Origin of the sequence: Methylogaea oryzae (assembly GCF_019669985.1) — a bacterium.
Taxonomy (GTDB): Bacteria; Pseudomonadota; Gammaproteobacteria; order Methylococcales; family Methylococcaceae; genus Methylogaea; species Methylogaea oryzae.
Genome location: NZ_AP019782.1, coordinates 3,229,111 through 3,241,638 on the forward strand (window position 1 = coordinate 3,229,111; position 12,528 = coordinate 3,241,638).

10 protein-coding genes are annotated in these 12,528 nt (G+C 62.8%); 7 read left to right on the forward strand and 3 right to left on the reverse strand.

Annotated features, from left to right (window positions below):
* Positions 1-125: 125 nt before the first annotated feature.
* Positions 126-467, forward strand: a complete 342-nt coding sequence (locus tag K5607_RS14260) for an STAS domain-containing protein (protein ID WP_054774800.1) — start codon at positions 126-128, stop codon at positions 465-467.
* Complete coding sequence (locus K5607_RS14265; protein WP_221047405.1) at positions 464-2,197, forward strand: SpoIIE family protein phosphatase; 1,734 nt, start codon at positions 464-466, stop codon at positions 2,195-2,197. The genes K5607_RS14260 and K5607_RS14265 overlap by 4 nt, the downstream gene beginning before the upstream one ends.
* A 7-nt stretch (positions 2,198-2,204) precedes the next feature.
* Here the strand turns inward: K5607_RS14265 and pqqC are convergent, their stop codons facing one another.
* The 3 genes from pqqC to pqqA all read right to left on the reverse strand — a co-directional run bounded on the left by pqqC (position 2,205) and on the right by pqqA (position 4,097).
* Entirely contained in the window at positions 2,205-2,924 is a 720-nt protein-coding gene (gene pqqC, locus K5607_RS14270) for a pyrroloquinoline-quinone synthase PqqC (protein WP_221047406.1), read from the reverse strand.
* Positions 2,925-2,932: 8 nt separating this feature from the next.
* Entirely contained in the window at positions 2,933-3,850 is a 918-nt protein-coding gene (pqqB, locus tag K5607_RS14275; protein ID WP_221047407.1) for a pyrroloquinoline quinone biosynthesis protein PqqB, read from the reverse strand.
* Positions 3,851-4,019: 169 nt separating this feature from the next.
* Complete coding sequence (gene pqqA / locus K5607_RS14280) at positions 4,020-4,097, reverse strand: pyrroloquinoline quinone precursor peptide PqqA (RefSeq protein ID WP_054774272.1); 78 nt, start codon at positions 4,095-4,097, stop codon at positions 4,020-4,022.
* A gap of 228 nt (positions 4,098-4,325) precedes the next feature.
* On the opposite strand from pqqA, the gene K5607_RS14285 reads away from it, so the two are divergent.
* The 5 genes from K5607_RS14285 (at position 4,326) to K5607_RS14305 (ending at position 12,509) form a co-directional block, all read left to right on the forward strand.
* Positions 4,326-5,546, forward strand: a complete 1,221-nt coding sequence (locus tag K5607_RS14285) for an ABC transporter substrate-binding protein (RefSeq protein ID WP_221047408.1) — start codon at positions 4,326-4,328, stop codon at positions 5,544-5,546.
* Positions 5,547-5,561: 15 nt separating this feature from the next.
* Positions 5,562-6,527, forward strand: a complete 966-nt coding sequence (locus tag K5607_RS14290) for a PQQ-dependent catabolism-associated beta-propeller protein (protein WP_221047409.1) — start codon at positions 5,562-5,564, stop codon at positions 6,525-6,527.
* A gap of 204 nt (positions 6,528-6,731) precedes the next feature.
* The gene (locus tag K5607_RS14295) at positions 6,732-9,554 is read left to right on the forward strand and encodes a valine--tRNA ligase (protein WP_221047410.1); all 2,823 of its coding nucleotides are present in this window, start codon (positions 6,732-6,734) and stop codon (positions 9,552-9,554) included.
* A gap of 96 nt (positions 9,555-9,650) precedes the next feature.
* A complete protein-coding gene (locus K5607_RS14300) occupies positions 9,651-11,114 on the forward strand; it encodes an HDOD domain-containing protein (RefSeq protein ID WP_054772613.1) in 1,464 nt (487 codons plus the stop codon).
* Positions 11,115-11,294: 180 nt separating this feature from the next.
* Positions 11,295-12,509 carry a type II secretion system F family protein gene (locus tag K5607_RS14305; protein ID WP_221047411.1) on the forward strand — a complete coding sequence of 405 codons (1,215 nt, stop codon included), beginning with the start codon at positions 11,295-11,297 and terminating at the stop codon, positions 12,507-12,509.
* The last annotated feature ends 19 nt before the right edge of the window (positions 12,510-12,528 follow it).

The following is a 12,528-nucleotide window of genomic DNA, read 5'->3' on the forward strand; positions in this document are numbered from 1 at the left end:
CCGGCTGTACGCCAGCGGCCACCGCCAAAACTGTCATGGAGCGGCCGTTTTCCCGTAATATTCACGCTTAAAAATCCCCACCCGCCGCCGATGCGGCGGATCAACCCTGTTCAGGAGAACTTCCGATGCAATTCGAGTCCACCACGCTGCCCGGCGACGTCACCCAGCTGACCCTCACCGGCCGGCTAGACGTCATGGGTACGCAAGCCATCGAACAACCGTTTTCCTTCGCCACCACCCTGCGGCCCGGGAACATCCTGCTGGACCTGTCCGGCGTCACCTTCCTGTCCTCCATCGGCATACGCCTGCTCATCACGTCGGCCCGGGCGCAAGCCAACCGGGGCGGCAAGCTGGTGTTGGCCGCGCCCCAGCCCATGGTGCGCAAGGTGTTGGAAATGGCCGGCATCGACCAGCTGATCTCCATTTACGACGACGTGGCGACCGCCCACGCCGGCCTTGCCGGATGACCGAGCCCCCGCTCCCGCACCGGCTCACACTGCAAAGCACCCCGGCCGCCATTGCCGAGGCCTGCGCCTGGCTGAGGAACCTGGGAGAACGCCAAGGGCTGGGCGGAGAACGGTCATTCCAGCTGGACCTCTGCGCCAACGAACTGATGGCCAACATCGCCGATCACGCCTATGGCGGCGAGGTCGGCGAAATCCGCCTGGAACTGCGGCTAGAGCATGGCTCGGCGGCCTTAACGCTCATCGACGAGGGCCTGCCTTTCGATCCCCTGGCGCTGCCGGCGCCGCCCTTGCCGGACTCGCTGGAAGCCGCCCGCAGCGTCGGCCTGGGCGTTTACCTGGCGCGGCAGTTCGCCGACGCCTTGCACTACGAACGTAGCGCCGGCCGCAACCGGGTCACCGTCTGCATCGGCTCCAGATCGCGTACGCCGCGCCAACAGGAACGCCGCTGCGGCCGGGACGCCCCGCCGCCGTGGCCGCGAAGCGACGGCGGCCGCGTCGAGCAGGACTGGCGCAGCGGCGAGGATCGCCGCATCCTGGGCTTCATTTCGCGCATCGCGCTGTTCCGCGACGTGCCCTACCGGGACGTGGAGAGCCTCCTCGCTCGCTGCGAGCTGCGCTATTGCTCGCCCGGAGAAGTGTTGTTCCACGCCGGCCGCCACCACCGCCAAGTGCTGGTGGTCATCGAGGGAAAGCTGGAAGTGCGCCTGGACGGCCCGGAATCCCGCACCGGCATCGAAGTGGGCGTCGGGGAATGCGTCGGCGAGCTATCGGTGGCCGACGGCAAGCCCACCTCCGCCTGGGTGGTGGCAACCAGCCAAGGACGCTTGCTGACCATTCCCGAGGACGTATTTCTCGGCCCGGTGCTTGGCGTCCCCACCATCGCCCGCAACCTGATCGTGGTGCTGTCCGAGCGCATGCGGCACAGCAACGAGCAAATCATTGCCCGCCTGCGCGCCGCCATGGAGCTGGAATCCTTGCAGCGGGAACTGGACGTGGCCCGCCAGATCCAATCCAGCATGCTGCCGGCGGCGCCGCTGTTCGCCGGCCTAGCCGGCATCCAAGGCCGCGGCTTCATGCGCGCTGCGCGCCATGTGGGCGGTGATTTTTACGACGCTTTCCCTTTAAGCGACGGCCGGCTGTTCGTCGCTATCGGCGACGTCTGCAACAAAGGCACGCCCGCCGCCCTGTTCATGGTGCGCACCCTCACCGTACTGCGCAGCGAAGCGCTGCGCCCGGAGGCGGACGCCGAGCGCCATCTGGCGCGCCTGGCCGCCCGCAGCAACGACCTGCTCAGCCAGTCCAACGAAGCCGAGCAGTTCGTCACCCTGTTCTGCGCCATCGTCGACCTGAAGCAAAATCGCCTGCACTACGTCAACGTCGGACACAATCCGCCCCTGCTGCAACCGCCTGACGCCGCGCCGGTATTCATCGAAGAACCGCGCAACCCCCTGGCGGGCCTATTCCCCGGCCTGCAATACAAAGTGGGCGAGCGGGATTTTCCCGCCGGTAGTCTGTTGCTGCTCTACACCGACGGAGTCACCGAAGCCGAAGCGGCCGACGGCGGCATTTTCGGCGACGACACGCTGCGGCATTTACTCGCCGGCATCGCGGCGCACGACACCGACGCCTGCGTCGAACGCATCGTCGCCGCAGTGGACGCCTTCGCCGGCGACCACCCCCAGTCCGACGATATCACGCTGCTGGCGATCCGCCGCCCCAGGGCGGCGTAACGGGCTATTAGATGTTGAAATACGGCGGCTTGTTGTCGACGTAGGCCAGCCACATGGCGTCCAGCATGGTCCAGAGGATGTCCAGCTTGAACTGGAGGATTTCCAGGGCGCGTTCCTGCTGCGGCCGGGTGGTGAAGTGGTTGAGGGTGATGTCCAGGCCGTGGATCACGTCGCGGCCGGCCTGGCTGACGCGGTTCTGGAAGTACTTGAGGCCGTCCTGGGCGATCCATGGGTATTTTTCCGGCCAGCCGGCCAGGCGCTGCTTGTGGATGGTGGGGGCGAACAGCTCGGTCAGGGACGAGCAGGCCGCTTCCTGCCAGGGGGCGTTGCGGGCAAAATTGACGTAGGCGTCCACGGCGAAACGCACGCCGGGCAATACATGCTCAAGCGACCACAACTCCTCGCGGGGGATGCCCACGGCGATGCCGAGCCGGGTCCAGGCTTCGATGCCGCCGGCGTCCTCGCCCCAGCCATCGTGGTCGTGGATGCGCTGTATCCAGTGGCGGCGCGTGTCGCGGTCCGGGCAGTTGGCCAGGATGTTGGCGTCCTTCACCGGAATCTTGATCTGGTAATAGAAGCGGTTGGCCACCCAGCCCTGGATCTGCTTCTGGTCCAGTTTCCCTTCCGCCATCAGCACGTGGTAGGGATGGTGGATGTGGTAGAACTTGTCCTTGGCCCGCAATTGGGCTTCGAATTCTTCCTTGCTCCAGGCTGGTTGTTCGCTCATGGTCGTCCTCACAGGGTGATTTCCAGGCCGTCGTAGGCCACTTCGATGCCGGCCGCCGTCAACTGCTGCCGCTCGCTCGATGCCTCGTCCAGGATCGGGTTGGTGTTGTTGATGTGGATGAGGATTTTGCGGGTCGCCGCGGGCAGGCCGCCCAGGGTTTCCATCATGCCGCCGGGGCCGGATTGCGGCAGGTGGCCCATGTCCAGGGCCAGCTTTTCGCAGATGCCGGCGCGGCCCATTTCGTCGTGCTGCCAGAAGGTGCCGTCCACCAGCAGGCAGTCGGCGGCTTGCATGGCGGCCGCCACGTGCGGCTCGATTTCGCCCAGGCCCGGCGCGTAGTACAGCTTACGGCCGGTGGAGACCTGCTCGACGACGACGCCGATATTGTCGCCGTCGTGGGGATCGTGGCGGTGAGGCGAGTACGGCGGCGCCTTGCTCTTCAGGCTATGGCTGTGGAAGCGCAGGTCGTCGATGCCGGGAATGCTGAACGCGCTTCCGTCCAGCGGCAATTCGTGATGGTTCACGCCGCAGTAGTGCTGCAGCATGTTGAACAACGGGAAGCCGGAGGTCAGATCCTGCCGCACCATTTCGCTGCAATAGATATCCAGCGGCTTGGTGGATTCGCGCAGCATCAACAGGCCGGTGGTGTGGTCGATCTGGCTGTCGATGAGCACGATGGCGTGGATGCCGGTGTCGCGTACGCCCTCGCGGGGCCAGGAGTCCTGGAAAGCTTCCAGTTGGCTGCGGATGTCGGGGGAGGCGTTGAACAGCGCCCAGCGGCGGCCGTCGGAACTGACGGCGATGGAGGACTGGGTGCGCTTCTTGCCCTGCATTTCGCCGTGGCGAATACGGCGGCAGTTGTGGCAGTTGCAATTCCACTGGGGAAAGCCGCCGCCGGCGCCGGCGCCTAGGACTCGGATTTTCATGGGGATAGCGGCCCGTTTCGAAAGCTGATGATGGGCGGCTATTATGGCAGAGCGGGATTGGGCTTGTTAAGGAAGCGATACCGCGTTCGACAGGCACAACACTACGCGGCATAGGCAATGAAAAAGGGGGCTGCGCTCGCGCGCAGCCCCCTTTTCGATCCTCAACCGATTAACGGTTGTAGATGTACATCGTCACTTCGAAGCCGAAGCGCAGATCGGTGTAGCTCGGTTTTTCCCACTTGGTCATAGCGATCACCTCCAAAATTTGCCCGTTGGAATTCTTTTGTAAGCGGCTGTTCTATAGCCTGGACCGAAGTATACGTCCGCGCAAAAACGAACGCAATAGCGCATGAAACGGGAGTTTTTCCCAATCCATCCTATGCCAAAATGGCTGACGAAAACGCCCCGGTGGCCTAAGCTTTGACGCCGCCGGACGCTGGCGAAATCGACGCGACACCATTGGACAAGACCCCGCATGGCAACCCACCCACTTTTCCGCAAAACCGGCTGGCTCTGCAGCCTGGCGCTACTAACGGCGCTGGAAGCCGCCGCCGCGCCCAAAACCAAACCGGCCGCTTCGCCCGCCGCGCCGACGGGCCAAACCCTGGAAATCGTTTACCTCACCCAAGAACACGAAGCGCCGCCGGCTTTGTCCAACCTGGACCCCGTCGTCACGGACAAAGGCCTGCAAGGCGCGCGACTGGCCATTGTCGACAACAACACCACCGGCCAGTTCACCAAGCAGCATTTCACGCTGAAAGAGGTGCGGGTGCCGCAGGACGGCGACGTGGCGAGCGCTTACAAACAAACGGCCGGCAACGGCGCGCACCACGTCATCGTCGACCTGCCGGCGGCGCAACTGCTAACGCTGGCCGACTTACCGGAAGCGGCGGACGACCTCATCTACAACGCGGCCGCCCCGGACGATGCCTTGCGCAACGAGCAATGCCGCGCCAACACCCTGCACTTGATGCCCAGCCGCGCCATGCGCGCCGACGCCTTGGCCCAATACAGCCATTTCAAGCGCTGGAAAGAGTGGTTTTTGGTGGTCGGGCCGACAGAGGAAGACAAACTGCTGGCGGCGGCCTACAAGCGTGCCGCCAAGAAATTCGGCGTCAAAATCGTCGAGGAACGGGCCTGGAGCCACGACTACGACGCCCGCCGCACGGCGCAGTCGGAAGTGGCGTCCTTCACCCAGGACGTGGACTACGACATCCTGGTGGTGGCGGACGAAGCGGGCGACTTCGGCGACTACCTGTCCTATCGCACCTCGCTGCCGCGCCCGGTGACCGGCACCCAAGGCCTGGTGCCGGCCGCCTGGCACCGCGCCCACGAGCAATGGGGCGCGGTGCAGTTGCAAAACCGCTTCCGCGCCCAGGCAGGCCGCTGGATGCAGGACGAGGATTACGCCGCCTGGCTGGCGGTGCGCGCCGTCGGCGAAGCCGCCACCCGCGCGAAATCGGTGGAATTCGCCAAGGTGCGCGACTACCTGCGCAGCGACGCCTTCGCCCTGGCCGGTTTCAAAGGCAAGCCCCTATCCTTCCGCCGCTGGGACGGCCAGTTGCGCCAACCCATGCTGCTGGCCGACAGCCGCTCCCTGGTAGCGGTGGCGCCGCTGGAAGGGTTCCTGCACCAGAAGAACGAAATGGACACCCTGGGCTTCGACGAACCGGAGTCCAAGTGTCGTTTACGATGAACGGAGTATAAAACCATGTCGAGATCAGCTTTAGCAGTGGGTTTGATGATGGCGGCGGTGGCGGTGCCCGCCGCGGCGGAAACCGTCTACGTCACCCTGGAAAAAGACAACGCCGTAGCGGTGGTCGACGGCATCGGCGGCAAGCGGGTGAAAACCGCCAAGGTGGGCCTGAGACCGCGCGGGATCGCCTTGAGCCGTGACGGCAAGCAACTCTACGTCGCCGCCAGCGACAGCCATGCCATCCAGATTCTCGACGCGGACACGCTCAAAGTGGTCGGCAAACTGCCCGGCGGGCGCGACCCGGAAACCTTCGCGCTGTCCCCGGACGGCAAGCGCCTGTTCGTCTCCAACGAAGACGACAACCAGCTGACGGTGGCGGACATCGCCGACAAGAAAATCCTCAAGCAGCTCCCCATGGGAGTCGAACCCGAGGGCGTGGCCGCCAGCCCGGACGGCCGCTGGGTGGTGTGCACCAGCGAGACCACCAATATGGCGCACTGGATCGACGCGCAAACCCTGGAAGTGGCGGACAACAGCCTGGTGGACGGCCGCCCCCGCGCCGCCGCCTTCAGCGCCGACAGCAAGCAACTGTGGGTCACCTCGGAAATGGGCGGCAACGTGGCGGTATTCGACGTGGCCTCGCGCCAGCCCATCAAGACCATCGCCTTCCAAGTGCCCGGCGTGCCCCAGGAAAAAATCCAACCGGTGGGCGTAAAACTGGACGACGCCGGCCAGTGGGCCTACGTGGCCCTGGGCCCGGCCAACCGGGTGGCGGTGATCGACGCCAAGAAGCTGGAAGTGAAGGACTACCTGCTGGTGGGCCAACGAGTGTGGAACATCGCCTTCAGCCCCGACCAGAAACACCTCTACAGCGCCAACGGCGCCAGCAACGACATTTCCGTCATCGACCTGGAAAGCCATAAAGTCACCAAGTCCATCGCCGTGGGGCATTACCCTTGGGGACTGGTGGTGGCGCCTTAACCCGCCGACGCCGGTAGCCCGGATCCGCTGCGCCCCATCCGGGCTACCTCGCTTCGTCGTCAGGCGCGCATGGCGCACCGCTACCCTGGTCTGCCATGGCTTGCGCGCGGCCGATTCTGACCTAAACCGCCCTGGGCGGTATAATCGCGGCTTTGGGCCTTGGCCCTCCCGATCAATTCCAGAACCGTCCACGCCGATACCCCCATGGAAAAAACCTACACCCCGCACGCCATCGAACAACGCTGGTACCAGACCTGGGAACAACAGGGCTATTTCGCCCCGTCCGGCCAGGGCGAGTCCTTCTGCATCGCCATTCCGCCGCCCAACGTCACCGGCAGCCTGCACATGGGGCACGGTTTCAACAACACGGTGATGGACACCCTGGTGCGTTATCGCCGCATGCAGGGCCGCAACACCCTGTGGCAAGTGGGCACCGACCACGCCGGCATCGCCACCCAGATGGTGGTGGAACGGCAGTTGGCGGCGCAGAACGTCACCCGCCACGACCTGGGGCGCGATAAGTTTCTGGAAAAGGTGTGGGAGTGGAAGGCCGAATCCGGCGGCACCATCACCCGCCAGCTGCGCCGGCTGGGCTCTTCGGTGGACTGGACCCGCGAGCGCTTCACCATGGACGAGGGCCTGTCCCGCGCCGTGCAGGAAGCCTTCGTGCGCCTTTACGACGACGGCCTAATCTACCGCGGCAAACGCCTGGTCAACTGGGACCCCAAGCTGCACACCGCCATTTCCGACCTGGAAGTGCTGAACGAGGAAGAAAAAGGCTCGATGTGGCACTTCCGCTACCCGCTGGCGGACGGATCCGGCCATCTGGTGGTGGCCACCACCCGGCCGGAAACCATGCTGGGCGATACGGCGGTCGCCGTCCACCCGGAAGACGAGCGCTATCAGCACCTGATCGGCAAGACCATCAAGCTGCCCATCACCGGCCGGGAAATCCCCATCGTCGGCGACGACTATGTGGACCCGGAATTCGGCACCGGCTGCGTCAAGATCACCCCGGCCCACGACTTCAACGACTACGAAGTGGGCAAGCGCCACAACCTGCCGCTGATCAACGTGCTGGACAAGGACGCCCGCATCCTGGCGGAATTCACCGTACTCACCTTCGAGGGCTACGCCGGCGCCCACGGCGAAAAAGCCCCGGCCGCCTATGCGGGCCTGGAACGCTTCGAAGCGCGCAAGCAGATCGTCGCCGAACTGGACGCCCAAGGCCTGCTGGAAAAAATCGACCCGCACACGTTGAAAGTGCCGCGCGGCGACCGCTCCGGCGTCATCATCGAGCCCTGGCTCACCGACCAGTGGTACGTCAACGCCAAGGAGCTGGCCAAACCGGCCATCGCCGCGGTGGAAGACGGCCGCATCCGCTTCGTGCCGCAGCAATACGAAAACCTCTATTTCTCCTGGATGCGCGACATCCAGGACTGGTGCATCTCCCGCCAACTGTGGTGGGGCCACCGCATCCCGGCTTGGTACGACACCCGCGGCCACGTCTACGTCGGCCGCAACGAGGCGGAAGTGCGCGCCAAGCACCGCCTGGACGCCAACGAAATCCTCCGCCAGGACGACGACGTGCTGGACACCTGGTTCTCTTCCGCCCTGTGGACCTTCTCCACCCTGGGCTGGCCGGACCAGACGCCGGAGCTGAAAACCTTCCACCCCACCGACGTGCTGGTGACCGGCTTCGACATCATTTTCTTCTGGGTGGCGCGCATGGTGATGATGACCATGCACTTCATGAAGCACGAGGACGGCTCGCCGCAGGTGCCGTTCAAGACCGTCTACGTGCACGGCCTGGTGCGCGACTCGGAAGGCCAGAAAATGTCCAAGTCCAAAGGCAACGTGCTGGACCCCTTGGATATCATCGACGGCATCGCCCTGGACGAGCTGGTGGCGAAACGCACCGCCGGCCTCATGCAGCCGCAGATGGCGGAGAAGATCGAAAAGCGCACCCGCAAGGAATTCCCCGACGGCATCGCCGCCTACGGTTGCGACGCCCTGCGCTTCACTTTCGCATCGCTGGCCTCCACCGGCCGCGACATCAAGTTCGACATGGGCCGGGTGGAAGGCTACCGCAACTTCTGCAACAAGCTGTGGAACGCGGCACGCTACGTGCTGATGAACACCGAAGGCCAGGACACCGGTCTTGCCGGCGAATGCGTCTACAGCCTGCCGGACCGCTGGATCCGCTCGCGCTTGCAGCAAGCCATCGCCGCCACCCAGGAAGCCCTGGACGGCTACCGCTTCGACCTGGCGGCCCAGGCCATTTACGAATTCACCTGGAACGAGTACTGCGACTGGTATCTGGAAGCGGCCAAGGTGAGCCTGCAAAGCGATGATGCCGCCCAGCAGCGCGGCACCCGCCAGACCCTGGTGCAGGTGCTGGAAACCCTGTTGCGCCTGGCCCACCCCATCATGCCTTACATTACGGAAGAGATTTGGCAGCGGGTAGCTCCCTTGGCGGGCAAGTCCGGCGCCACCCTCATGCTGCAGCCCTACCCCGTCGTCGAAGCCCACTGGCAGGACGCTGCTGGCGAAAGCGAGATGGCCTGGGCCATGGAGTTCATCCTCGGCCTGCGCCGCATCCGCGGCGAAATGGACATCGCTCCTTCCAAGGCTCTGCCGGTGCTGCTGCAGGGCGGCGCCGCGGAGGATGCGGCGCGGCTGGAACGCAACGCCATCCTCATCGAAAAACTGGGCCGCACCGGCAGCGTGCGTTGGCTGGATGAAAGCGAGACCGCGCCGGAATCGGCCATCGCCCTGGTGGGCGACCTGAAGCTTCTCATCCCCATGGCCGGCCTCATCGACAAGGACGCGGAACTGGCGCGGCTGGACAAGGAAATTCAAAAATTGCAGAAGGAACTGCCGCGCCTGGAAGGCAAGCTGGAAAATCCGGCTTTCGTGGACAAGGCGCCGGCCGACGTAGTCGCCAAGGAAAGGGAAAAATTGGCGGACTTGCGCTCCCACCTCGCAAGTCTCGAGGCCCAGGTGCTTAAGATTCGTGCGTTATAGCCGACAACTTCACTAGGAAACGACGTCTCTACTAGGCTAAACTTCCAATATATTAGAAGGAGCTTTTTCGCTAATCTTGTTATATCCCACGGCACCATGAGCGCTATCGTAAAAGCCAGAGCCTACACACCACGCACGCTCAACGAATGGAGCGACTGGCTTTGCCGCGAGGAGATTCCGATATTCTCCAATACGGTCCAGCGCATCAACAGCGCCATCGACGACGAAGACACGGGGGCCACGGAACTGGCCCGCATCATCATGGAAGACACCACGCTGACGGCCAAAATCCTCAAGCTGAGCAATAGCTCGCTCTACAACCCGCTGGGGCAGCGCGTGTCCACCCTGACGCGCGCCGCTGTCGTACTCGGCACCAAGCTGATCCACGAAATGGCCCTCACCTGCACCTTTATCGAGGCCATGCAGTCGGCGCGCAACAAGCAGCGGGCCAGCGAAGAAATCGCCCGCTCCCTGCACGCAGCAACCCAGGCCCGCTCCATGGCGCTGCTCATGCAAGACCCTTCGCCGGAGGAAGTATTCATCGCCACCCTGCTGTTCAATATCGGCCGAATCGCTTTTTCCTGCTTCGAGGAAACCAAGGGCCTGGAAATCGAGGAAGCCATTCGGGGCGAAAATCTGCCGGCGGAAAAGGCGGAACGGCGAATATTAGGCTTCACCCTGCAACAGTTGGGCGCGGCCATGAGCAAGACTTGGCGCTTGGCGGGGCTCACGGAGGAGGTCTTCGGCGGTAAATCGCACAATCCCGAGCGGGTAAACCTGGTCAAACAATGCGACACCCTGGCCCGCACTGCCGAACAAGGCGGCTGGGAAGGCCCCGCCACGCGCAAAGCGATCCATGACCTGGCCCATCTGTTGAATAAGCCGGTGCGTACGGTGCAGGAGCTGGTGAAAAAAAATGCCAAACTGGCGGCGGAAATCGCCCTGCAACTGGGCGCAAACGAAGCGGCCAAGCTCATTCCGACGCGAACTTCCGGCGAACACGCCGCGGAGTCCGTTGCCGAGGCCGCGGCCGTCGCTGCGACCGATCCCAGCGCCCAATTGATCCGCATGCACCAGGACATTACCAACCTGCTCAGCGGCCAATTCAACATCAACGTCTTGTTCGAGTTGATTTTGGAAAGCATCCACCGTGGATTGGGCATGGATCGTACTTTTTTCGCCTTGGTAAGCCCTGATCGACGATTCCTGAAAGAGAAATCCTCCCACGGCTGGGCGGCGGCCGGCAGCCACCTGCCCATACAAGTGGAACTCGACGCTCAGCCCCTCCATTTGTTTATGCATGCGCTGAACCAGTCGGAAGCCCTGTGGATCAAACCGGATAGCGACGCCGAGGCACGCAACTTGTTCACCCAACCCATTCAAACGGTGCTAGGCAGACAAGAATGCTTTCTTTTCCCCCTAAGCCTGACCCGCAAGCCCATCGGGCTCCTTTATGCAGACCGGGCTACCAGCGGACAAGCACTAGACCCGGAAAATTTCGGCCACTTCCGCCAGTTGGGCCAACAAGCGATGATAGGGCTACGCCTGACGTCGTTTTGAGACCTGGTGACGCTACAGCCGCCCCCTAAAGGCGTTACCTTTTGCCACGGAAAAGTGGTAAAAATGACTGTGAATTACATATAAAAAAATCGGCCACTCGCGCGCCCCGCGCTTAACACACGCCGGAACTGGCCGCAGCGAATCAGCCGAAACCGACCCAGCGAAAGGATCTAGCGCCCCATGGCAGCTGAAGAACAAATCTATTTCAATTACGTCGCCACCGACAAGACCGGCAAGAAAATTACGGGCGAACTGGCCGGCAAAAATGAATTAGCCGTTCGCGCGGAATTACGGCGTCAGGGTCTCAAGCCAACGAAAGTCAAACTAAAACCGAAGCCCCTGTTCGGCAAAGCCAAAGCCAATATCACAGCCAAGGACATCGCCCTGTTCAGCCGGCAGTTGGCGACCATGATGACGGCCGGCGTGCCGCTGGTCACCGCCTTCGAAATCGTTGGACGCGGCCATGAAAACCCCGCCATGCAGGATTTGATCCTGGGCATCAAATCCGACGTGGAAAGCGGCAATACCTTGGCCGAAACCCTGCGCAAATACCCTCTCCAGTTCAACGAACTGTACTGCAACCTGGTCGCGGCCGGCGAGCAAGCGGGTATTTTGGAAGGCTTGCTGCACAAAATCGCCACTTACCTGGAAAAAACCGAATCGCTCAAGGCGAAAATCAAGAAAGCCTTGTTCTACCCCGTCGCCGTGCTGGTGGTGGCGGGCATCGTCACCGCCATTTTGCTGATTTTCGTCGTACCCACGTTTGAAGAGCTGTTCAAGGGATTCGGCGCAGAACTACCGGCATTCACACAATTCGTCGTTGGCCTATCCCATGGCTTAGTGAACACCTGGTACTACATACTCGGCGTCATCGGCGGCATGATTTACGGCTTCAAAAGCCTGAAGCAAAACTCCAAAGAATTTAACAACCGGCTGGATCGATTGATGTTGCGCCTCGGTCCCATCGGCTCGATCCTCAACAAAGCGGCAGTGGCCCGTTTCGCCCGCACCCTGTCGACCATGTCCGCTGCCGGCGTTCCGCTGGTGGAAGCGCTCAAATCGGTAGCCGGCGCGTCGGGCAACATCGTGTATTACGACGCCATCATGAAAATGCGCGACGACGTCTCCAACGGACAGCAGCTGCAATTGTCCATGCGCCAGTCCGGCATTTTTCCCAATATGGTGATACAGATGATCGCCATCGGCGAAGAATCGGGCTCCCTCGACAGCATGCTGGGCAAGGTGGCGGACTTTTACGAAGAGGAGGTCGACAACGCCGTGGACGCCCTCACCAGTTTGCTCGAACCCATGATCATGGCGTTTTTGGGCGTAGTCATCGGCGGCTTGATCGTCGCCATGTACCTGCCGATTTTCAAAATGGGCGCCGTCACCTAACCCAAGCCAGGACGCGTCC

Excerpts from the sequence above, each read along its gene's own strand:
- pqqB (WP_221047407.1), bottom strand. The coding sequence starts at position 3,850 with ATGAAAATCCGAGTCCTAGGCGCCGGCGCCGGCGGCGGCTTTCCCCAG.
- K5607_RS14265 (WP_221047405.1), top strand. The coding sequence starts at position 464 with ATGACCGAGCCCCCGCTCCCGCACCGGCTCACACTGCAAAGCACCCCG.
- K5607_RS14290 (WP_221047409.1), top strand. The coding sequence starts at position 5,562 with ATGTCGAGATCAGCTTTAGCAGTGGGTTTGATGATGGCGGCGGTGGCG.
- K5607_RS14285 (WP_221047408.1), top strand. The coding sequence starts at position 4,326 with ATGGCAACCCACCCACTTTTCCGCAAAACCGGCTGGCTCTGCAGCCTG.
- K5607_RS14305 (WP_221047411.1), top strand. The coding sequence starts at position 11,295 with ATGGCAGCTGAAGAACAAATCTATTTCAATTACGTCGCCACCGACAAG.
- pqqA (WP_054774272.1), bottom strand. The coding sequence starts at position 4,097 with ATGACCAAGTGGGAAAAACCGAGCTACACCGATCTGCGCTTCGGCTTC.
- K5607_RS14260 (WP_054774800.1), top strand. The coding sequence starts at position 126 with ATGCAATTCGAGTCCACCACGCTGCCCGGCGACGTCACCCAGCTGACC.
- K5607_RS14300 (WP_054772613.1), top strand. The coding sequence starts at position 9,651 with ATGAGCGCTATCGTAAAAGCCAGAGCCTACACACCACGCACGCTCAAC.
- K5607_RS14295 (WP_221047410.1), top strand. The coding sequence starts at position 6,732 with ATGGAAAAAACCTACACCCCGCACGCCATCGAACAACGCTGGTACCAG.
- pqqC (WP_221047406.1), bottom strand. The coding sequence starts at position 2,924 with ATGAGCGAACAACCAGCCTGGAGCAAGGAAGAATTCGAAGCCCAATTG.